Below are 19,818 nucleotides of genomic sequence, written 5' to 3' on the forward strand. Positions count from 1 at the left end.
ACTACACCACCATCCCGAACTGCTGGGAGAAGCGGACGTCGCCCTCCACCATCTCTCGCATGTCCTGCACGCCGTCGCGCAGCATCAGACCGCGCTCGACGCCCATCCCGAAGGCGAAGCCCGAGTAGACCTCGGGATCGATACCGGCGGACCGGAGCACGTTCGGGTTGATCATGCCGCACCCACCCCACTCGATCCAGCGCGGTCCGTCCTTGAAGGTCGGGTGCCAGAAGTCGAGCTCGGCGCTCGGCTCGGTGAAGGGGAAGTAGCTGGGACGCAGGCGGACCTTCGCGTCGTCACCGAAGACGCTCTTCACGAAGTGGTCGAGCGTTCCGCGCAGGTGCGCCATCGTCAGGCCCTTGTCGACGGCGAGACCCTCGAACTGCATGAAGACGGGCGTGTGCGTCGCGTCGAGCTCGTCCGTGCGGTAGACGCGCCCGGGGGCGAGCACGTACACGGGGAGCTCGCGCTCGAGCAGCGAGCGCACCTGGACCGGCGACGTGTGCGTCCGCAGGACGAGATGCGACTCCAGCGGCTCCACGAAGAAGGTGTCCTGCATCGCGCGGGCCGGGTGGTCGGCGTCGAAGTTCAGGGCGTCGAAGTTGAACCACTCGCTCTCGACCTCGGGCCCCTCGGCGATCTCCCACCCCATGCCGACGAAGATGTCGGACACGCGGTCCTGGAGCAGCGTGAGGGGGTGCCGCGCACCGGGCACGCGTCGCAGCGGCACGGCGGTGACGTCGATCGCCTCGGCGGCGAGGCGTGCCTCCGTCTCCGCGGCGACGATCTCGCCCTCGCGCTCGCTCAACGCCTTCGAGACGCGCCCGCGGGCCTGACCGACCAGCTTGCCGAGCGCGGCCTTCTGGTCGTTCGGCACGCTGCGGAGCGATCCGTTCAGGGCGGCGAGCGGTGACGCTTCGCCGGCGTGGGCTGATCGGACCGCTTTCAGGGCGGCCGAGTCGGTGGCTGCGGCGATCGCTTCGAGAGCGGCGTCGACCGCGGCGTTCACCGCTGGTTCGGAGATTGGGGATGCGTCGGACACGAGAGCCAAGTCTACCCAGGCGGTCGGCCCACATGGGCGACCGTCCTCGCCCCGACGGCGGCCCGATCGCCCGGGCTCCGTCGGGACGACGTCAGATGCTCGCGCCGGACGACTGGTTCCCCGCCTGGATGCCGAGGATCTTGGTCGTCGTGTCCTCGGTCACGGCCTGTTCCTTCGGCGTCCGCGGCGACCGTCGGGTACGCACCTCGACGATCTTCGCGACGCCCGAGAGGATCAGGCAGAGCACGATGTAGATCGAGCCCATCACGATGATCGAGGGGATGATCGGGCTGCCGTAGAGCGTTTGCGACCCGAACTGCTTCGCGAGGTAGAGGAGCTCCTGATAGGTGATCAGGAAGCCGAGTGCCGTGTCCTTGAGGGCGACGACGAGCTGGGCGATGATCACCGGCAGCATCGCGCGGATCGCCTGCGGGAACAGGATGAGGCGCAGGACGGCGGACTTCCGCAGGCCGATGGCGTAGGCGGCCTCGCCCTGCCCCTTCGGCAGCGACTCGATGCCCGCTCGGAAGATCTCGGAGAACACCGCGCCGTTGTACAGCGTCAGCGCGATGGCGACGGCGACGAACGGCGTCACGAAGGTGAAGCCGAGGGGCGGCAGCCCGTAGTACATGAGCATCATCAGGATGAGGACCGGGACCGCCCGGAAGAACTCGATGAAGATCGTGAAGGGGACGCTGATGATCTTGTGGTCGGACAGTCGGCCGATCGCCAACACCAGTCCGAGGACGACGCTGCAGACGGCGGCGACCGCGAACGCGGACAGGGTCGCACCCGTCGCCTGGAGGATCTGCTCCCAGACACGCGGGAAGGTGAAGAGCTTCCACTTCGAGGCGGTGAACTGTCCGGTCTCGATGAAGCGGAAGACGACGAAGGCGAGGATGCCGGCGACGACGAGCACCGTCGCCGCACCGATCCAGCGATAGCGGACGATGGCCTTCGGGCCGGGGGTGTCGAACAGGACGGAGCTCATCGCGCGATCCTCCACTTCTTCTCGAAGGCCCGTTGGGCGAGGGACAGGAGCGACACGAGCGCCACGAAGATGAGGGCGACCCACAGGAGACCGACGAGCAGCGGCTCACCTCGCTCGGACAGGTTCGCGCGGATCGCGCCCGCTTCGGCGACGGAGAAGCCGGCGGCGACCGTCGTGTTCTTGAGCAGGGCGATGAGCACGCTGAACAGCGGAGGCAGCACGGCACGGAACGCCTGCGGCAGGATGACGAGCGTCATGGTCTGTCCGAACGGCAGCCCGATCGCGCGTGCGGCCTCGGCCTGACCGATCGGCACCGTGTTGACGCCGGACCGCAGGACCTCTGCGACGTAGGTCGCGGTGTAGAGGCTCAGCCCGATGATCGCGAGCGTCGTGTAGCTCACTTCGGGGAGCCCGAGCTTCGGGTAGCCGAAGGCGAAGAAGAAGAGGATGAGGGTCAGCGGGGTGTTGCGCACCGTGTTGACGTACACGGTGCCGAAGAGGCGCATCGCCGGGACCGGCGAGACCCGCATGGCACCGACGATGGTGCCGAGGATGAGCGCGAAGAACCCCGACACCACGAAGAGCAGCAGGGTGTTGCGGAAGCCCGTGACGAAGAGGTCGAGGTTGTCGAGCAGGACGTTCATGTCGCGCACGCCTTTCGGGAGGGGGACGCCCCTGGCGGGCGCCTGGGCGGAGTCGACGGGACAGCTCCCCCGGACGGCCGCTGGTCGGCGGCCGCCCGGGGCGCTGCTTAGTAGTCGTCGACCGCCGGCTGGGTCACCTTGGTGCCGGAGGCGCCGAGGGTGGCGTCGTAGATCTTGGTCCAGGTGTCGCCGCCATCGGTGAACATCGTGTTGATGAAGTGGCGGAGGGCGTCGTCACCCTTCGGCAGACCGATGCCGTACAGCTCGGTGCTGAACGGCTCGCCCACGACCTTGAGGTCGTCGGGGAACTGCGCCGCGTACCCGATCAGGATCGCCTGGTCGGTCGTGACCGCGTCGACCTTGCCGTCGTTCAGGGCCTCGACACACTGCGAGTAGGTGTCGAACTCCTCCGTCTTGGTGTCGGGGAAGTTGTCCTTGATGTTCTGGATGGGCGTGGAGCCCGTCGCCGAACACACGGTCTTGCCGGCGAGGTCGTCCTCGCCCTTGATGTCGTCGTTGTCCGCGGCGACGAGCAGGCCCTGGCCGGTCTCGAAGTACGGTCCGGCGAAGTCGATCTGCTCCTTGCGCTTGTCGGTGATCGAGTAGGTGCCGACGTAGTAGTCGATGTCACCGTTCACGATGGCCGATTCGCGGTTGGCGCTCGGGATCGCCTTGAACTCGATCTTGTCGGCGTCGAAGCCGAGCGACGCGGCGATCCAGGTGGCCATCTCGACGTCGAAGCCGGAACGCTCGCCGGTGGCGGCGTCGAGGTATCCGAGACCGGGCTGGTCCTCCTTGACACCGATGCGGACCTTGTCGGCCTTCACCATCGCGTCGTACGTGGGGCTGCCCTCGAGCTGGACGTCGGAGGCGACCTCGAAGAGTGCGCCGCCGTCGGACGCGCCGTCGGTCGATCCGGTGCCGGCGTCGCCGCCGCTGCACCCGCTGAGCGCGAGCGCTGCTGCAGCGACTCCCGCGGTGATGAACATGAGCCTCTTGCGCATGTTTTCCTTCCTTCCTTGGTGCCCGGGACGGGCCGATCGGTTGGTCAGTTCCGGGTCGCCGCGCGGGTCGCGCGATCCGGAGTCGGATGGGTCAGTGGGTGAGGAGCTTCGACAGGAAGTCCTTCGCCCGCTCGGATTGCGGGTTCGTGAAGAACGACTCGGGGTCGGTGTCCTCGAGGATCTCGCCGTCGGCCATGAAGACGACGCGGTCGGCGGCCTTCCTGGCGAAGCCCATCTCGTGGGTGACGACGATCATCGTCATGCCCTCGCTGGCGAGCTGCACCATGACGTCGAGGACCTCGTTGATCATCTCGGGGTCGAGGGCCGAGGTCGGCTCGTCGAACAGCATGACCTTCGGCTTCATCGCGAGGGCACGGGCGATCGCCACGCGCTGCTGCTGCCCGCCGGACAACTGTGCCGGCAGCTTGTCGGCCTGCACGCCGATGCCGACGCGTTCGAGCAGCACCTTCGCCGCATCGTCGGCGTCGCGCTTCTTCTGCTTGCGCACCTTGATCGGGCCGAGGGTGACGTTCTCGCGGATCGTCTTGTGCGCGAACAGGTTGAACGACTGGAACACCATGCCGACGTCGGCGCGCAGCTCGGCGAGCTGCTTGCCCTCCTCCGGCAGCTTCTTGCCGTCGATCCGGATCTCCCCCGAGCTGATCGTCTCGAGCCGGTTGATCGTCCGGCAGAGGGTCGACTTGCCGGACCCGGACGGTCCGATCACGACGACGACCTCACCCTTGTTGACGGTGAGGTTGATGTCCTTCAGGGCGTGGAACTCGCCGTAGTGCTTCTCGACGTTCTCCATGACGACGAGGGGCTCGCCGCGCCCTGCCTGGATCGGGTTGCTCGTGGTCTCGTATGCGCCGGCGGCACCATGCGAAGCTGCTGCATCGGGTTCCGTCGGGCCGGAGTTCGGGGACACTGTTGGCTCCATGTAACCCAAACTAGGTGACCGTGTGTTTCGTGCGCATGACGGAAGCGCTACGGTTACCGTTTCGTAACCTCGACGGTCGACGCCTCAGGCGCTCAGGCGTGCTGCGCGAACGCGCTCTCGAAGACGCACACCGAAGCCGCAGTGGCCAGGTTCATGCTCTCGGCACGGCCGTAGATCGGTACCGTAACCGCACGGTCGACGAGCTCGAGGTGCTCGTCGGTGAGTCCCCTGGCCTCGTTGCCGAACACCCATGCCGTCGGCCGCGCGAGCACACCTTCCGACCGGGCCACGAGGAGGTCCTCGCCCTTGATGTCGGCCGCGAGCGCCTGCAGTCCCGCTGCACGGGCCCGTTCCAGCACGGCGGGCAGCTCGACACCGACCGCGACGGGCAGGTGGAAGAGCGAGCCGGTCGTGGAGCGCACGACCTTCGGGTTGTAGAGGTCGACGGTCCGTCCGCTCAGGACGACGGCGTCCGCGCCGGCGGCGTCGGCGGCTCGGATGATCGTCCCGAGGTTGCCCGGATCGCGGACCTCCTCCAGGATGACGACGAGCTGCGGCTCTCCGGCGAAGATGTCCTTGATCGAGGTCGGGAACTGCTGCGCGACCGCGATGAACCCCTGCGGGGTGACGGTGTCGGCCATCGACTCGAGGACCTGCTCGGTGACGAACTCGATCTCGAGTCCTGCATCGGTGGCCGCGGCCCCGATGTCGGTGTAGCGCTCGAGGGCCGTCGGCGTCGCGTACAGCTCGAGGATCAGGTCGGGCCGGAACTGCAGGGCCTCCGAGACCGCCTGTGGTCCTTCGAGGAGGAACAGGCCGGTCTCCTGTCTCGCCGGACGCTTGGCGAGTTTGGCGACGGATCGGACGCGCGGTGACCGCGGATTGTCAAGCACGCACCCATCCTATGGGTCGCGCTCCGGACAGACGAAACGGCCCGATCCCTGGTGGGATCGGGCCGTTCGAACACGTCGTCCGGTCGGACGCAGGGCTTCCGACTACGCGGAGACCTTGGGCGCCGAGGTGTCGGCGGGCAGCGCGGCCTTGGCCGACGCGACGAGGGCCGCGAAGGTGGCGGGCTCGTGCACCGCGAGGTCCGCGAGGATACGGCGGTCGACCTCGATCCCGGCGAGGCCGAGACCCTGGATGAAGCGGTTGTACGTCATGCCGTTGGCACGCGATGCCGCGTTGATGCGCTGGATCCAGAGGCGACGGAAGTCACCCTTGCGCGCACGACGGTCGCGGTACGAGTAGACGAGGGAGTGAGTGACCTGCTCCTTGGCCTTGCGGTACAGACGCGAACGCTGACCGCGGTAACCGGCGGCGCGCTCGAGGATGACGCGACGCTTCTTGTGAGCGTTGACCGCCCTTTTGACTCTTGCCATGTTCCTAGTTCCTTACGGGTAAACGGTCTAGCGACCGAGCAGCTTCTTCATGACCTTGGCGTCGGCGGGCGCCAGCACCTGGTCCTGGTTCAGGCGACGGGTGCGACGGCTGGACTTGCTCTCCAGGTTGTGTCGCATACCGGCCTGCTGCTTCATCAGCTTGCCGCTGCCGGTGACCTTGAATCGCTTCTTGGCCCCGGAGTGGGTCTTCTGCTTCGGCATGGGATTCCTCGTTTCTTATCGGTTCTCGTCGGTGGATGACTCCACCGGAGCAGCCTCGTCGGCTTCGTCGGCTTCAGCCGGACGTGCCTTGGATGCCGCACGTTGTGCGTTGGCTTCGGCTTTCGCCTCGGACTTGTTCTTGAGTGGACCGACGACCATCACCATGTTGCGACCGTCGACCATGGGGGTGGACTCGACGGTGCCCCACTCGGACACGTCCTCGGCGAACTTCTGGAGCAGGCGGACGCCCTGCTCTGGGCGGGACTGCTCGCGGCCGCGGAACTGGATCATGGCTTTCACCTTGTCACCGGCCTTGAGGAAGCCCTCGGCGCGCTTGCGCTTGGTCTCGTAGTCGTGCTGATCGATCTTGAGGCGGAACCGGACCTCTTTGAGGATCGTGTTCGCCTGGTTGCGCCGGGCCTCTTTGGCCTTCTGCGCAGCCTCGTACTTGAACTTGCCGTAGTCCATGATCTTCGCGACGGGCGGCTTGGAGTTTGGTGCGACCTCGACGAGGTCGAGATCCGCTTCCTGCGCGAGGCGAAGGGCGACCTCGATTTTGACGACGCCGACCTGTTCTCCGCCGGGACCGACGAGTCGGACCTCCGGGACGCGGATACGGTCATTGGTACGGGGATCGCTGATGCGGAGCTCCTCTGACTGGGTGGGATGCCACGCGACCAGGTCCGATACCTGCGACGCGACGAAATCGGTTCACCACACACCCGTACCCTCCGCCGGTGTTCAGAACACCTGTCGGAAGGCACCACGCCCGACGACCCGAAGCGGTGAAGCGACAGGCGGAGCGTGACAACCCGGTAACCTTGTGAAGCGGTCAAGCGCGGGTGGGAGAATCTCCTCTTTCGTACCGAGACATGTCTCGGAGCACCGCACGAGTCTAACAGAGGATCCACGTGAACAACACCACCAGCCCGTACGACCACGACGACGAGTCGGGAGGGGCCGATCAGGCCACCCGGGACATCGCCGACGTCCCCGCCGTCGAGGTCATCACCACCGCCGCCGTGCACCTCATGAGCGCCGCAGCGGTCAAGTGCGGCCTCGCGGACGCCCCCGACGCCCAGACGGACCTCGACGAAGCCCGCAAGCTCATCAACGCCCTCGCCGGTCTCATCACCGCGGGCGCCCCGGAGATCAGCGACATGCACGCCCGGTCGCTGCGCGACGGCCTGCGATCCCTGCAGCTCGCTTTCCGGGAGGCGTCCACCATCCAGGATCCCATCGGCAAGGGTCCCGGCGAGAAGTGGACCGGCCCGGTCACCTGATCGCAGCGCGGCGCTCCGCCTCGCCGATCAGTCGGCGGGGCGGAGCGACACCGCGAGCGAGTCGACGCGCGTCGCGATGACCTCGTCCGCGGCCCAGCGCTGAGCCAGCCGCGCGAGCACTGCGTCGAGCTCCTGCTGGGTCAGTCCCTGCAGCAGGCCGAGCTCGACCACGAGCTCGGATCCGGCGAGCTTCGCCTCAGGATCTCCGGCTCGTAGGCGCACACTCACGACCGCGAGCTCCTGCTCGATCGACCGCTCGAACGCGTCGCGCACCAGCGGGTCCGCGAAGCTGGGCGTCCACGGCTGCGACTGCGCGATCGCCCACAGCGCGGGGCGGCGTACGGCGAACTCGGTGATCGACGTCGGATCGAGGACCACGACGTCCGTCTGCTCGCTCGCGGCCGCCAGTGCGACCCGGACGCCGTCGGCCGGGATCGGCCTCGCCGTCCGGTTCCACGCGGACATCGCCTGCACCGAGCTGAACACCGGGAGCACGGTGCGGCCGTCCGGACCGGTCACCGTCACGATGGACAGCTCCTGCGACTTGTCGACCAACTGGCCGTGCTCGTTCTCGCCGGCCTCACCGAGGTGGGCCACGAGCGGGATGAGCAGGCGGGAGTCCCGGAACGCGTCGACGACGTCGGCCTCTCCGACCTCGCCGGCCCGGAAGCGTCTGAGGGACTCGATCAGCCGCTCGGGCGCACTGCCGTCGTCACCGGAACTCGCGTTCGGCTGAAAGCTCCGACCAGCCCAGGGCTGGCCGGCCGAATCGGCGCCACCCGCCGCATGGTGGGCATGCCCGCCCGACGGACCGTGCCGGTCGGGCGCGGAGGATTCGTCAGCGGCCCGAGACATCCAGCGCCTCGGCCAGGGTGAACGCGCCGTTGTAGAGCGCCTTCCCGATGATGGCGCCCTCGAGCCCCAGGGGGACCAGCTCGCGCAGGGCGACCAGGTCGTCGAGGCTCGAGATGCCGCCTGAGGCCACCACCGGCCGCTCCGTGCGCTCGAGCACCTGTCGGAGCAGTTCGATGTTCGGCCCCTGCATCGTGCCGTCCTTCGTGACGTCCGTCACGACGTAGCGTGCGCAGCCCGCCTCCTCGAGACGGTCGAGGACCGTCCACAGGTCGCCGGCGTCCTGCGTCCAGCCGCGAGCGGCGAGCGTCGTGCCACGAACGTCGAGGCCGACCGCGATCGCCTCGCCGTACTGGGCGATGACACTCGCGGCCCACTCGGGGTTCTCGAGCGCCGCGGTCCCGAGGTTGACGCGTGCGACGCCCGTCTCGAGCGCCTGCTCGAGGGAGGCGTCGTCGCGGATGCCACCCGACAACTCGATGTTGACGCCGCGCGCCTTCGAGATGACCTTGCGGATGATCGACCGGTTGTCGCCACGACCGAACGCGGCGTCGAGGTCGACGAGGTGGATCCACTCCGCCCCCTGACGGGCCCAGTCCAGGGCCGCGTCGACGGGCTCACCGTAGTTCGTCTCCGAACCGGCCTCGCCGCGCGTCAACCGGACCGCCTTGCCGTCCACGATGTCGATCGCGGGGAGCAGCGTCAGTCCGGCCGTCGTGTTGAACTCGTTCATGATCCACCGTCTCTTCGGGAGCTGCGAGCCCCTCGGTTCCCGGCGCACAGCATGCCTCGTGGCACAAGCACCTGATCCTAGTCGGCTACAGGGTGCCGAGCCAGTTGGACAGCAGGCGGATACCGGCGTCGCCCGACTTCTCCGGGTGGAACTGCGTCGCCGACAACGGACCGTTCTCGACGGCCGCGAGGAACGGCACGCCGTGGGTCGCCCAGGTGAGGCGCGGCTCGGGGAACGGCGGCATGACCTCGAGGGTCCACTGCTGTGCGGCATAGGAGTGGACGAAGTAGAAGCGCTCGTCTGCGAGGCCGTCGAAGAGCACGGACCCCGCGTCCGGCGACACCGTGTTCCAGCCCATGTGCGGCAGGACGGGAGCCTCGAGTTCCGTGACCGCGCCTGGCCACTCCCCCAGGCCGTCGGCCTCGGAACCGCGCTCCAAGCCGCGCTCGAACATGACCTGCATCCCCACGCAGATGCCGAGGACCGGACGGCCTCCCGCGAGACGGCGGTCGATGACCTCGTCGCCGTGCGAGGAACGGAGGGCGCCGATCACCGCGTCGAAGGCACCGACCCCTGGCACCACGAGACCGTCGGCGGCCTGGGCGGCCTTGCGGTCACCCGTCAGTACGACGTCGGCGCCGGCGAGCTCGAGGGCCTTGACGGCGGAGTGCACGTTGCCGGAGCCGTAGTCGAGGACGACCACCGACGGGCGTGCGCTCACAGCGCGCCCTTCGTCGACGGGATGCCCTGGACCAGGGGGTCGAACGCCTTCGCCTGCCGGAAGGCCCGCGCGAACGCCTTGAACTCCGCTTCGGCGATGTGGTGCGGATCGCGACCGCCGAGGACGTTCATGTGCACGGTGAGGCCCGCATTGAAGGTGATCGCCTCGAAGACGTGACGCACCATCGAACCCGTGAAGTGCCCGCCGATGAGGTGGAACTCGAATCCGGCCGGTTCCCCGCCGTGCACGAGGTACGGACGACCGGAGATGTCGACCACGGCCTGCACGAGGGCCTCGTCCAGCGGGACCAGCGCGTCCCCGTATCGCGAGATGCCGGCCTTGTCGCCGAGCGCCTGACGGATCGCCTGGCCCAGGACGATACCGACGTCCTCGACCGTGTGGTGGACGTCGATGTCGACATCGCCCGTCGCACGGACGGTCAGGTCCGTCAGCGAGTGCTTCGCGAAGGCCGTGAGCAGGTGGTTGTAGAACGGGACGGAGGTCTCGATGCTGCTCGTGCCGGTGCCGTCGAGGTTCAACTCCAGCTCGATGCTGGACTCGCTCGTCGCGCGCTGGATCCGGGCCGTGCGCTGCTGGGTGGTCATGGGATCCAGTGTATCGAGCGCACCGCCGCTGCACGCCGTGTGTCGACGGGTGGGTATCGTCGCGTCATGCGGCTGCACCAGGCCGTGCCGACGCCTATCGTTGAGAGGTCATGACTTCCACACCCAGCATCGCCCCGGCCGTCCAACTCGACGCGACGGAGATCGCCGCTCTCCGTGAACGGTTCCCGATTCTCGCCCGGGAGATGAACGGACACCCGCTCGTCTATCTGGACTCCGGAGCCACTTCGCAACGCCCGATCGAGGTCATCGACGCGGAGCGTGACTACGCGACGCACCAGAACGCCGCCGTCCACCGTGGTGCCCACCTCCTGGCAGCTGAGGCGACGGAGCTCTTCGAGGACGCTCGCGCGACCGTCGCCGCGTTCATCGGTGCCGACGAGCGGGAACTCGTCTGGACCTCCGGCGCGACCGCAGCCCTCAACCTCATCGCCGGAGCCATCGGGACCGCGAGCGCCGGCCTCGGTGGTGCTGCCGCCGAGCGGTTCCGACTCGGTCCAGGCGACGAGATCGTCGTCACGGAACTCGAACACCACGCGAACCTCATCCCCTGGCAGCAACTCGCCGCACGCACCGGTGCGACCCTCCGTCACCTGCCGGTCGACGACAACGGCGTGCTGCGCCTCGAGGCCGCAGGCGACGTCATCAGCGAACGCACGCGCATCATCGCCTTCGCGCACGTGTCCAACGTCACCGGGGCGATCGCGCCGGTCTCCGAGCTCGTCGCCCTCGCCGAACGCGTCGGCGCGCTGACCGTGCTCGACGCCTGCCAGTCCGTGCCGCACCTGCCCGTCGACGTCGCGTCCCTCGGCGTCGACTTCCTCGTGTTCTCCGGCCACAAGATGCTCGGTCCGAACGGCATCGGGGCCCTGTGGGGTCGCCGCCGGCTGCTCGACGCCCTTCCCCCCTTCCTCACCGGCGGGTCGATGATCACGACCGTCACACTCGACGGCGCCGACTTCCTGCCCGCTCCGCAACGGTTCGAGGCCGGGACCCAGCCGGTGTCGCAGGCGATCGCCCTCGCGAGCGCCGTCCGGTTCCTGCAAGCGGTCGGCATGGACCGTGTCCACGCCACCGAGGCGGCCTACGGACAGCGTCTCGCGGCCGGACTCGCTGCCATCCCCGGCGTCACGCTCATCGGGCCGCCACCCGGGACGCCTCGCGCCGGGCTGGCGAGCGTCGACCTCGCCAGTGTGCACGCCCACGACGTGGGTCAGTTCTTCGACGACCGGGGCATCGCGGTCCGCGTCGGTCACCATTGCGCGCAACCACTCCACCGCCGGTTGGGACTCACCGCGTCCACCCGCGCCAGCAGCTACCTCTACACGACGGAGGCCGAGATCGACGCCTTCCTCCACGCGGCCACCCTGGTCGGTCCGTTCTTCGGGGTGTCCCGATGAGCGGCCTGGAGAGCCTCTACCAGGAGCTCATCCTCGACCACGCCCGCCAGCGCCACGGCTTCGGGTTGCGGGACGCGCCCGCCGCCGAGTCGCACCAGCTCAACCCCACCTGCGGCGACGAGGTCACCCTGCAGCTCCATCCCGGGCCCGACGGTCGTCTCGCACCGATCGCCTGGGAGGGGCACGGCTGCTCGATCTCGCAGGCGTCGAGCTCCTGCCTGAGCGATCTCGCAGCAGGCCTCACACCGGCCGAGCTCCAGGCCCTGGTCGACGAGTTCCGGACGGTCATCCGCTCGCGGGGCACGCTCGAGTTCGACGAAGAACGGTTCGGAGACGCCGCGGCGTTCAGTGGTGTCTCGCGCTACATCGCCCGCGTGAAGTGCGCCATGCTCCCCTGGGTCGCCGCCGAGGAGGCCATCTCCCGCCTGCCGTGAGCAGGCGCCCCACCCCCGCCCGGCTGAGGGCTGGTCAGGCGGGGCTGATCGCCGCGAGGGCCTCGAGGAACGCGGTCGTCTCCGCTTCGGTGCCCGCGGTCACGCGCAGGTGGTTCGGGATACCCACGTCACGGATGAGGATCCCCCGCGCCAAGAGCGACTCGAACGCCGCGTGCGGATCGGTGACGCCGCCGAACAGGACGAAGTTGGATCCGCTCCGCTTCGGGTCGTAGCCGAGACGCCCGAGCTCGACGACGAGGCGATCGCGCTGCGTGCGGATGTCGTCGACCATCGCCAGCATCTCGTCGGCGTGCCGGAGCGCGGCGGTCGCGGCCGCCTGCGTCAGGGCGCTCAGGTGGTACGGAAGCCGGACGAGTCTCAGCGCGTCGACGACCGCGGGGTCGGCCGCAAGATACCCGAGACGGACCCCGGCGAAGGCGAAGGCCTTGCTCATCGTCCTGGAGACGATCAAGCGCGGACGCCCCTCCAACAGCGTGAGCGCGCTCGCCTCGTCGTCGGGAGCGAACTCCGCATACGCTTCGTCGACGATCACCATGCCCCGCGACGCCTCGTACACCGCGGTGACGGTCTCGAGCGACAACGGTGTTCCGGTGGGGTTGTTGGGCGAGCAGAGGAACACGAGGTCGGGATCCGCCTCGGCCACCTGACGCGCGGCGGTCTCGGGCGAGAGCTCGAACTCGGCGTCACGCGTCGCAGGGATCCACCTGGTGCCGACACCGGCGGCCAGGAGCGGATACATCGAGTACGTCGGCGTGAACCCGAGGAGCGATCGCCCGGGACCACCGAAGGCCTGCAGGATGTGCTGGAGCACCTCGTTCGACCCGTTCCCCGCCCAGATCTGCTCCGGGACCACCCCGTGACCCAGGTATCCCGCCAGCGCCTCCCGGAGTTCCGTGAACTCGCGATCGGGGTACCGGTTCACCGTGAGGACCGCGGAGGCGAGCGAGGCGACGATGTCGTGCGCGACCGCCTCGGGGATCGGGTGCGTGTTCTCGTTCACGTTGAGCGCCACCGGCACCAGGGCCTGGGGAGCGCCGTACGGGCGCTGTCCTCGGAGGTCGTCGCGGATGGGGAGGTCGTCGAGAGCGGTCACTCCACAATGCTAGCCACTCCGACCGGCGCACTCACTCCGCCTGATGCTCCCGACGAAGGACCTCGTGCCGGGGGCTCGCCGGGTTCAACAGCGAGTGGCGTCGCCCGTAGGCGAAGTACACGATGAGACCGACCACGAGCCAGACCCCGAACCGCAGCCAGGTCTCCCAGTGCAACTGCAGGATCAGGAAGCCGGACGCCAGGACGCCGAACGCCGGGACGAACGGCATCAACGGCAACCGGAAGGAGCGGGGCTCGTCCGGCTTCGTGTACCGGAACACGATCACCGACACGCAGACCACGATGAAGGCGGCCAGGATGCCGATGTTCGTGAGGTCGGCGACCTGCTTGATCGGGAACACCCCGGCGAAGACGGCTGCCGCGCCGCCGGCGATCCAGGTCACCCGCTGCGGCACACCTCGCCGATCCGTGCGCGAGAACCACCGTGGAAGGAGACCGTCGCGACTCATCGAGAACCAGACGCGGGTGACGCCCAACAGGAACGTCAGCATCACGGTGAGGATCGACAAGACGGCGAACACGGAGATGATCGTCGCCACCACGGGCAGGCCGACGCTCTGGAACGCCGATGCGAACCCGGCAGTGGGGTCGATGTCGGTGTAGTTCTGCATGCCGGTCAGCACGAGGGTGGCCGCGACGTACAGGAGCATGGCGATGATGAGGGAGAGGATGATCGCCTTCGGCATGTGCTTCTTGCCGTCCTTCGCCTCCTCGGCCGCCGTACTCATCGCGTCGTATCCGAAGACCGCGAAGAAGACTGTCGCGGCACCGGCGAACACCGGCCCGAACCCGCTGGGGAGGAACGGGTCGTAGTTCTCACCGTCGATATAGAAGACACCGAGGCCGATGATGAACAGGATGAGCAGGACCTTGATCCCGACCGCGACGAGCTCGAATCGACCGAAGGCCTTCGTCCCGCGGCTCAGGATGAAGGTCACGAGGAGACAGACGAAGATGGCGGGGAGATTGACGAGGCCGCCCTTCCCCTCGTCGGCGGTCGAGGTCATCCAGGCCGGCATGTGGATCCCGATGCCGGACAGGAAGGCGTCGAAGTAGCCGGAGATCCCGATCGCGACCACCGCGACGATCGCGATGTACTCGAGCAACAGGTCCCAGCCGATGAACCAGCCGATGATCTCGCCGAGCGCCACATACCCGTAGGTGTAGGCGGACCCGGCTCTCGGGATCATGCCGGCGAACTCCGCGTACGACAAGGCTGCGGCCGCGGAGGCGAGACCCGCGATCAGGAACGAGAAGAGGACGGCCGGCCCCACAGCGGGCGAGGTCTCGCTCCCATGAGCGACGAGTCCGGCAAGTGAGAAGATCCCCACCCCGATGATGCCGCCGACCCCGATGGCCGTGAGTTGCCAGAGCCCGAGGCTCTTGAACAGCTTCGAACCGGAGGTCTCATCCTCGATCTCCGCGATCGGCTTCTTCCGGAGCAGCGAGCGGCTCCGATCGTCTGTACTCATGCTTGCCTCCGACGATGCTGCGGGCGTCGTTGCACCGCGCCATCGACGATAGCTGAGAACCAGTGCGGAGTGACCCGCCGATTGTCGGCCTACTCGCCCGCGTACCGCTGCGGGATCGCCAGGCGCTGCCCGGGCTCGACACCGGCGGTGCTGAGCTGGTTGAGGTTCATGATCTCGGCGATGACGTCGCGCGGGTCGGCGTCGGGTGCGATGGACTCGGCCAGCTGCCAGAGCGACTCGCCCGGGTCGACCGTGATGTACGTGAACGTGGCTCCCGCCGCCGCCGTGTTGGCCGCGGCACCACCTGCGGAGAGTCCGACGACCGCGACGCCGATGACCAGCGGGATGGCGGCGAGCGTGGTGAAGACGACGCGACCGCGCTTCGTCAGGCGGAGTCGGCGTGTGGACGGTGCGTCTGACGTCGGTACCTGCGCCGTCCGTGCGGGAAGCGCCCGGTGGGACCCGATCAGTGCTGCGCTCATGTCAACCCTCCAAGAGTGTGCTCATCGTGTGATGAGGACTCGTACCCGACACTCGACCAGGAGTGCCGGATACGAACCTGTGTTCCGAATATATCTTCGATTGTTCGAATACTCAACCCTGTCTTCGTACCTGCGACGCGCGGGATCGGCGACACGCTCGAACAGATGTTTGTCTGGACGAGCTGGTGCGGATACAGTTTCGAGTGTTGGAAGCAGTACACCACCACCCACCGACATCGGTCACCGACAGCCGATCAGGGCAGGAGCGAAGATGGCAGCGAACACGGCGGGCGACGGAGCCCGGGAACGCCAGATCGGCGGCACCCGGCGACGGAAGAGCCTGAGCGACAAGCAGCTGGCGATCCTCGACGTCATCCAGCGTTCGGTCTCACAGCGCGGATATCCGCCGAGCATGCGCGAGATCGGCGACGCCGTCGGGCTCGCCTCCCTGTCGAGTGTCACGCACCAACTCGGACAGCTCGAACTCAGCGGATACCTCCGACGCGATCCCAACCGTCCCCGCGCCATCGAGGTGCTCATCGACCTGCCGAGCGCCGTCGAGGGCAGCGATCCCGACTCCGCTCCCCCGGTCGGCGACGCCGCCATGGTCCCGCTCGTCGGTCGCATCGCCGCCGGCATCCCGATCACGGCCGAGCAGCAGGTCGAGGAGATCTTCCCCCTGCCCCGCCAGCTGGTCGGCAAGGGCAGTCTGTTCATGCTGAAGGTCGTCGGCGACTCGATGGTCGACGCCGCGATCTGCGACGGCGACTGGGTCGTCATCCGCGAGCAGAAGACCGCCGAGAACGGCGAGATCGTCGCGGCGATGCTCGACGAGGAGGCGACCGTGAAGGTGTTCCGCCAGCGCGACGGTCACACCTGGCTGCTCCCCCGGAACTCGGCCTTCGAACCGATCCTCGGCGACCACGCCGAGGTCCTCGGCAAGGTCGTCGCCGTGCTCCGGACGGTCTGACCGACCGGACCACTCCGCGACACCGACGAGGGCCGGGACGATCCGTGGATCGTCCCGGCCCTCGTCCGTGCAGGCCCCTCGACGTCAGCCGGTCGCACCGACCCGTGCGCGGACCGCACGCGTGGCCTCGACGATGTTGGCGAGGGAGGCGACCGTCTCCTCGTAGCCTCGCGTCTTGAGTCCGCAGTCCGGGTTCACCCAGACCTGTCGCTGCGGGATCCCCTCCAGCGCGATCTCGAGCAACGCGGTCACCTCCGCGACGCTCGGCACCCGAGGCGAGTGGATGTCGTAGACGCCCGGGCCGATGCCGTGGTCGAAACCACTCGCCCGGATGTCGGACACGACCTCCATCCGAGACCGTGCCGCCTCGATGCTCGTCACGTCGGCGTCCAAGCGTCGGATCGCGTCGATCACCACACCGAACTCGGAGTAGCAGAGGTGGGTGTGGATCTGCGTCTCGGCGCGCACGCCCGCGGTCGCCAGCCGGAAGGAGCCCACCGACCAGTCGAGGTACCGCCCCTGGTCGGCCCGCCGGAGCGGGAGCAGTTCGCGGAGTGCGGGTTCGTCGACCTGGATGATGCGGATGCCGGCCCGCTCCAGGTCGGCGATCTCGTCACGCAGGGCGAGGGCGACCTGGTTCGCCGTCTCGGCGAGCGGTTGGTCGTCGCGCACGAACGACCAGGCGAGGATCGTCACCGGGCCCGTGAGCATGCCCTTCACCGGCTTGGTGGTCAACGACTGCGTGTAGGCCGACCACTCGACCGTGATCGGCGCCGGCCGCGAGACGTCACCCCACAGGATCGACGGACGGGTGCATCGCGAACCGTAGGACTGCACCCACCCGTGCTCCGTCACGGCGAACCCGTCGAGGTGCTCGGCGAAGTACTGGACCATGTCGTTGCGCTCGGGCTCACCGTGGACGACGACGTCGATGCCGAGGTCCTCCTGCAGCGCCACGACGCGCCCGATCTCCGCGCGCATCGTCTCGACGTAGGCCTCCTCGTCGAGCGTCCCGGCGACCCGCTGCGCGCGGGCGCGACGGATGTCGCCGGTCTGCGGGAAGGAACCGATCGTCGTCGTCGGGAGGAGCGGCAGGCCGAGCGCCTGCACCTGCGCCGTGGCGCGCTCCTGGTAGTCGTCTCGGGTGAAGTCCGCTGGTGCGAGCGCTGCCGTCCGTGCGCGGATGGCGACATCGACGACCCCGGGTGCGGCGAGCCGATCGTCGAGCGCGGCCGACGCTGCGGTGAGCTCGGCCGCGATGGACGCACGTCCGCGGGTGAGACCACGTGCGAGGACCGCGATCTGATCCACCTTCTGGTCGGCGAAGGCGAGCCAGCTCCGGAGACGAGGGTCGAGCCTCGTCTCCACCGACACGTCGTGCGGGACGTGCAGGAGGGACGTCGAGGTGGACACCGCGAGCCGTGGGAAGCGCTCCACCGCGCGCGCCAGGAGATCGGCCGCGGCCGCCAGGTCGCCACGCCACACGTTGTGGCCGTCAATCACTCCCGCGACGACGGTCTTCGTGGCGAGTCCGGGAGACGAGTCCGGCAGGCCTCCTCGGACGAGGTCGACACCGACAGCCTCGACCCCCGAGGCGGCGAGCACCGGGAGGGCGTCCCCCAAGGCGCCGTATGGAGCCGCGACGAAGATCGCCGGGCGGTCGGACACGGCGGACAGGACGGCCGTCGATCGTTCGAGCGCCGCGAGGACCGTCGACCTCGGCACGTCGAACGTCTCCGACACCAGTGCGGGTTCGTCGAGCTGCACCCAGGGCGCGCCGGCAGCGGCGAGGCGCTGGAGGAGTTCCGCGTAGACGGGCAGCAACGCCTCCAGTCGATCGATCGGGGCGAATCCCGCTGAGGCCCCCTCGGCCGCCTTGGACAGCAGCAGGAACGTCACCGGGCCCACGATCACCGGCCGCGTCACGTACCCCTCGGCGAGGCCCTCGCGGAACTGCTCGACCACCCGGTCGTCGGAGAGCGTGAACGGCGTCGACTCGCCGATCTCCGGGACGAGGTAGTGGTAGTTCGAGTCGAACCACTTGGTCATCTCGAGCGGGGCGAGGTCGCCGGCGCCACGAGCGATCGTGAACGCCCCGGCGAGGTCGACCCGACCGTCGGCCCCGACGAGCGACGAGAAGCGGTCCGGGATGGCGCCGACGGTGAGCGCGGCGTCCAGGACCTGGTCGTAGAACGAGAAGCTCTCGGGGATCGCGGCGTTCGTCGGGTCGAGGCCGAGCCCCGCGAGGCGGGCACGCGTGGCGGCGCGCAGCTCGGAGGCCGTCCGCTCGAGCGCCTCGGCGTCGATCCGGCCGGCCCAGAAGGACTCGACGGCGCGCTTCAACTCCCGGTTCGGCCCGATGCGCGGGTAGCCGAGGATGGTGCCGACGGGGAATGCGGAGGTGGGGATCATCGTGCGTCCTTGCTGGTGAGTGGATCGGGGATGGGATGGCGGACCGGTCGGTCGCCTTGCATGGGGATGCCGGCACGGTGCAACACGTCGAGCACCGTCCGATGCTGGTTGAAGGCGTAGAGGTGGACGCCCGGCGCACCGCCCGCGACGACGTCGCGGATGAGTCGGGCGGAATACTCCGTGCCGATGTCGATCCGTCCCGCTTCGTCCGGCTCGACCTCGAGTGCGATGGCCAGGTCGCTCGGGAGCGCCTCGCCGCTGAGCTCGAGCACCCGACGCAGCCGCGCCGGACTCGTGATGGGCATCACGCCCGGCAGGATGGGCATGGTGACGCCGTGACGTCTCGCACGTTCGGCGAAGGCGAGGTAGTCGTCGGCATGGAAGAAGAGCTGGGTGATGGCGAGCGTCGCCCCCGCCGCCTGCTTGGCCAACAGGGTGTCGAGGTCCTGCGTCGTCGACCGGGAGCGCGGGTGACCGTTGGGGAACGCGGCGACCGCGATCCGAGGCCGACGGCGTCGACCGAGCTGCACCGCGCCCGGGAGTCCGGCCAGCGACCCCTCGGCGTACGGCTCGTGCTCGGCACTGACCCGGCCGATGAGCTGCACGAGTTCTGCGGCACTCCCCAGATCACCGAGGAAGGCGTCCCCCTCGACGGCTCCGGCGGGCGGGTCGCCGCGGAGCGCGAGGAAACTGTGCACCCCGGCATCGAGGAAGTCCTTGATGAGTCGGCTGGCCTGCGCGTGCGTCGAACCGACGCAGGTGAGATGGGCCATCGGGTCCACCGAGGTCGACGTCCGGATGCTCCGCAGCACGTCCAGGCTCGCCGTTCGCGAGGAACCACCGGCGCCGAAGGTGACCGAGATGAACTCCGGACCGGCGGCGGCCAGGTGCTCGACCGTCCGTGCGAGCGCGACGCCGCCGTCGAGCGTCTTCGGCGGGTACAGCTCGAACGAGAAGGGGGTGCGCCTGGGACAGGCCGGCTCCGTCGTGGTCATGAGGTCTCGTCTCGGTGGCAGCGGATCGAGAGCCGGCGACCACGCAGCACGCAGCGGTTCCGCTGGTGTGTCGTGGGCGGGT

General features: G+C 68.6%; 22 protein-coding genes. 4 read left to right on the top strand and 18 right to left on the bottom strand.

Translation table 11 applies throughout. From position 1 onward, the window contains the following. Nucleotide 1: 1 nt before the first annotated feature. The 9 genes from pheS to infC form a co-directional block, all read right to left on the bottom strand. Nucleotides 2-1,042, bottom strand: coding sequence for a phenylalanine--tRNA ligase subunit alpha (gene pheS, locus ACLIME_RS06720; RefSeq protein WP_064294511.1), 1,041 nt, complete (start codon nucleotides 1,040-1,042; stop codon nucleotides 2-4). Between the two features lie 91 nt (nucleotides 1,043-1,133). Beyond that, nucleotides 1,134-2,033, bottom strand: coding sequence for an amino acid ABC transporter permease (locus tag ACLIME_RS06725; RefSeq protein WP_411558484.1), 900 nt, complete (start codon nucleotides 2,031-2,033; stop codon nucleotides 1,134-1,136). Beyond that, nucleotides 2,030-2,677 (bottom strand): amino acid ABC transporter permease, encoded by a 648-nt coding sequence (locus tag ACLIME_RS06730; RefSeq protein ID WP_124769498.1) that lies wholly within the window; start codon nucleotides 2,675-2,677, stop codon nucleotides 2,030-2,032. Before ACLIME_RS06730 ends, ACLIME_RS06725 begins: the two co-directional genes overlap by 4 nt. A 107-nt stretch (nucleotides 2,678-2,784) precedes the next feature. Beyond that, nucleotides 2,785-3,681 (bottom strand): glutamate ABC transporter substrate-binding protein, encoded by an 897-nt coding sequence (locus tag ACLIME_RS06735; RefSeq protein ID WP_079707066.1) that lies wholly within the window; start codon nucleotides 3,679-3,681, stop codon nucleotides 2,785-2,787. A 91-nt stretch (nucleotides 3,682-3,772) separates the two neighbouring features. Further along, on the bottom strand, nucleotides 3,773-4,492 hold the full coding sequence (locus ACLIME_RS06740) for an amino acid ABC transporter ATP-binding protein (protein ID WP_079707380.1): 720 nt from the start codon (nucleotides 4,490-4,492) through the stop codon (nucleotides 3,773-3,775). Nucleotides 4,493-4,713: 221 nt separating this feature from the next. Beyond that, on the bottom strand, nucleotides 4,714-5,514 hold the full coding sequence (locus ACLIME_RS06745) for a TrmH family RNA methyltransferase (RefSeq protein ID WP_411558485.1): 801 nt from the start codon (nucleotides 5,512-5,514) through the stop codon (nucleotides 4,714-4,716). 102 nt (nucleotides 5,515-5,616) lie between these two features. Next, complete coding sequence (gene rplT, locus ACLIME_RS06750) at nucleotides 5,617-6,003, bottom strand: 50S ribosomal protein L20 (protein ID WP_064294422.1); 387 nt, start codon at nucleotides 6,001-6,003, stop codon at nucleotides 5,617-5,619. Between the two features lie 27 nt (nucleotides 6,004-6,030). After that, nucleotides 6,031-6,225, bottom strand: coding sequence for a 50S ribosomal protein L35 (gene rpmI / locus ACLIME_RS06755; RefSeq protein ID WP_056012069.1), 195 nt, complete (start codon nucleotides 6,223-6,225; stop codon nucleotides 6,031-6,033). 15 nt (nucleotides 6,226-6,240) lie between these two features. Further along, nucleotides 6,241-6,906 (bottom strand): translation initiation factor IF-3, encoded by a 666-nt coding sequence (gene infC / locus ACLIME_RS06760; RefSeq protein ID WP_194719021.1) that lies wholly within the window; start codon nucleotides 6,904-6,906, stop codon nucleotides 6,241-6,243. A gap of 230 nt (nucleotides 6,907-7,136) precedes the next feature. Here infC and ACLIME_RS06765 point away from each other — a divergent pair, with 230 nt between their 5' ends. Further along, on the top strand, nucleotides 7,137-7,508 hold the full coding sequence (locus tag ACLIME_RS06765; protein WP_056012072.1) for a DUF1844 domain-containing protein: 372 nt from the start codon (nucleotides 7,137-7,139) through the stop codon (nucleotides 7,506-7,508). Between the two features lie 27 nt (nucleotides 7,509-7,535). Here ACLIME_RS06765 and ACLIME_RS06770 read toward each other — a convergent pair whose 3' ends face one another. From ACLIME_RS06770 to hisB, 4 genes are all read right to left on the bottom strand, one after another. Then, a complete protein-coding gene (locus ACLIME_RS06770) occupies nucleotides 7,536-8,363 on the bottom strand; it encodes an SseB family protein (RefSeq protein ID WP_411558486.1) in 828 nt (275 codons plus the stop codon). Beyond that, nucleotides 8,347-9,093 (bottom strand): bifunctional 1-(5-phosphoribosyl)-5-((5-phosphoribosylamino)methylideneamino)imidazole-4-carboxamide isomerase/phosphoribosylanthranilate isomerase PriA, encoded by a 747-nt coding sequence (gene priA / locus ACLIME_RS06775; protein WP_079707068.1) that lies wholly within the window; start codon nucleotides 9,091-9,093, stop codon nucleotides 8,347-8,349. Before priA ends, ACLIME_RS06770 begins: the two co-directional genes overlap by 17 nt. Nucleotides 9,094-9,178: 85 nt before the next feature. Beyond that, nucleotides 9,179-9,814, bottom strand: coding sequence for an imidazole glycerol phosphate synthase subunit HisH (gene hisH / locus ACLIME_RS06780; RefSeq protein WP_138944589.1), 636 nt, complete (start codon nucleotides 9,812-9,814; stop codon nucleotides 9,179-9,181). Then, nucleotides 9,811-10,419 carry an imidazoleglycerol-phosphate dehydratase HisB gene (hisB, locus tag ACLIME_RS06785; protein ID WP_411558487.1) on the bottom strand — a complete coding sequence of 203 codons (609 nt, stop codon included), beginning with the start codon at nucleotides 10,417-10,419 and terminating at the stop codon, nucleotides 9,811-9,813. The genes hisH and hisB overlap by 4 nt, the downstream gene beginning before the upstream one ends. 110 nt (nucleotides 10,420-10,529) lie before the next feature. Here hisB and ACLIME_RS06790 point away from each other — a divergent pair, with 110 nt between their 5' ends. Beyond that, the gene (locus ACLIME_RS06790; protein WP_411558488.1) at nucleotides 10,530-11,837 is read left to right on the top strand and encodes a SufS family cysteine desulfurase; all 1,308 of its coding nucleotides are present in this window, start codon (nucleotides 10,530-10,532) and stop codon (nucleotides 11,835-11,837) included. Then, nucleotides 11,834-12,271, top strand: coding sequence for a Fe-S cluster assembly sulfur transfer protein SufU (gene sufU / locus ACLIME_RS06795; protein ID WP_191941341.1), 438 nt, complete (start codon nucleotides 11,834-11,836; stop codon nucleotides 12,269-12,271). The genes ACLIME_RS06790 and sufU overlap by 4 nt, the downstream gene beginning before the upstream one ends. A gap of 34 nt (nucleotides 12,272-12,305) precedes the next feature. Here sufU and ACLIME_RS06800 read toward each other — a convergent pair whose 3' ends face one another. The 3 genes from ACLIME_RS06800 to ACLIME_RS06810 form a co-directional block, all read right to left on the bottom strand. Beyond that, complete coding sequence (locus ACLIME_RS06800; RefSeq protein ID WP_411558489.1) at nucleotides 12,306-13,385, bottom strand: histidinol-phosphate transaminase; 1,080 nt, start codon at nucleotides 13,383-13,385, stop codon at nucleotides 12,306-12,308. 31 nt (nucleotides 13,386-13,416) lie between these two features. Continuing rightward, nucleotides 13,417-14,877, bottom strand: coding sequence for an amino acid permease (locus ACLIME_RS06805; protein ID WP_124769503.1), 1,461 nt, complete (start codon nucleotides 14,875-14,877; stop codon nucleotides 13,417-13,419). Nucleotides 14,878-14,966: 89 nt separating this feature from the next. Further along, the gene (locus tag ACLIME_RS06810; RefSeq protein ID WP_411558490.1) at nucleotides 14,967-15,359 is read right to left on the bottom strand and encodes a LysM peptidoglycan-binding domain-containing protein; all 393 of its coding nucleotides are present in this window, start codon (nucleotides 15,357-15,359) and stop codon (nucleotides 14,967-14,969) included. Nucleotides 15,360-15,630: 271 nt separating this feature from the next. Between ACLIME_RS06810 and lexA the strand changes: the two genes are divergently transcribed. Further along, nucleotides 15,631-16,329: a transcriptional repressor LexA gene (gene lexA, locus ACLIME_RS06815; RefSeq protein ID WP_071262299.1), complete on the top strand. Its 699-nt coding sequence runs from the start codon at nucleotides 15,631-15,633 to the stop codon at nucleotides 16,327-16,329. An 84-nt stretch (nucleotides 16,330-16,413) separates the two neighbouring features. Here lexA and metE read toward each other — a convergent pair whose 3' ends face one another. Together metE and ACLIME_RS06825 are read right to left on the bottom strand one after the other, a co-directional pair. Continuing rightward, complete coding sequence (gene metE / locus ACLIME_RS06820; RefSeq protein ID WP_411558491.1) at nucleotides 16,414-18,741, bottom strand: 5-methyltetrahydropteroyltriglutamate--homocysteine S-methyltransferase; 2,328 nt, start codon at nucleotides 18,739-18,741, stop codon at nucleotides 16,414-16,416. Then, nucleotides 18,738-19,736, bottom strand: a complete 999-nt coding sequence (locus ACLIME_RS06825) for a methylenetetrahydrofolate reductase (protein WP_411558492.1) — start codon at nucleotides 19,734-19,736, stop codon at nucleotides 18,738-18,740. The genes metE and ACLIME_RS06825 overlap by 4 nt, the downstream gene beginning before the upstream one ends. Between the last annotated feature and the right edge of the window lie 82 nt (nucleotides 19,737-19,818).

This window comes from Plantibacter sp. MPB07 (genome assembly GCF_046619465.1).
GTDB lineage: Bacteria > Actinomycetota > Actinomycetes > Actinomycetales > Microbacteriaceae > Plantibacter > Plantibacter auratus.

Coding starts and splice junctions, on each gene's coding strand:
- metE (WP_411558491.1), bottom strand. CDS start 18,741: ATGATCCCCACCTCCGCATTCCCCGTCGGCACCATCCTCGGCTACCCG.
- ACLIME_RS06805 (WP_124769503.1), bottom strand. CDS start 14,877: ATGAGTACAGACGATCGGAGCCGCTCGCTGCTCCGGAAGAAGCCGATC.
- priA (WP_079707068.1), bottom strand. CDS start 9,093: ATGAACGAGTTCAACACGACGGCCGGACTGACGCTGCTCCCCGCGATC.
- rplT (WP_064294422.1), bottom strand. CDS start 6,003: ATGGCAAGAGTCAAAAGGGCGGTCAACGCTCACAAGAAGCGTCGCGTC.
- ACLIME_RS06725 (WP_411558484.1), bottom strand. CDS start 2,033: ATGAGCTCCGTCCTGTTCGACACCCCCGGCCCGAAGGCCATCGTCCGC.
- rpmI (WP_056012069.1), bottom strand. CDS start 6,225: ATGCCGAAGCAGAAGACCCACTCCGGGGCCAAGAAGCGATTCAAGGTC.
- ACLIME_RS06825 (WP_411558492.1), bottom strand. CDS start 19,736: ATGACCACGACGGAGCCGGCCTGTCCCAGGCGCACCCCCTTCTCGTTC.
- ACLIME_RS06740 (WP_079707380.1), bottom strand. CDS start 4,492: ATGGAGAACGTCGAGAAGCACTACGGCGAGTTCCACGCCCTGAAGGAC.
- sufU (WP_191941341.1), top strand. CDS start 11,834: ATGAGCGGCCTGGAGAGCCTCTACCAGGAGCTCATCCTCGACCACGCC.
- hisB (WP_411558487.1), bottom strand. CDS start 10,419: ATGACCACCCAGCAGCGCACGGCCCGGATCCAGCGCGCGACGAGCGAG.
- ACLIME_RS06735 (WP_079707066.1), bottom strand. CDS start 3,681: ATGCGCAAGAGGCTCATGTTCATCACCGCGGGAGTCGCTGCAGCAGCG.
- ACLIME_RS06810 (WP_411558490.1), bottom strand. CDS start 15,359: ATGAGCGCAGCACTGATCGGGTCCCACCGGGCGCTTCCCGCACGGACG.
- ACLIME_RS06730 (WP_124769498.1), bottom strand. CDS start 2,677: ATGAACGTCCTGCTCGACAACCTCGACCTCTTCGTCACGGGCTTCCGC.
- ACLIME_RS06770 (WP_411558486.1), bottom strand. CDS start 8,363: ATGTCTCGGGCCGCTGACGAATCCTCCGCGCCCGACCGGCACGGTCCG.
- lexA (WP_071262299.1), top strand. CDS start 15,631: ATGGCAGCGAACACGGCGGGCGACGGAGCCCGGGAACGCCAGATCGGC.
- ACLIME_RS06790 (WP_411558488.1), top strand. CDS start 10,530: ATGACTTCCACACCCAGCATCGCCCCGGCCGTCCAACTCGACGCGACG.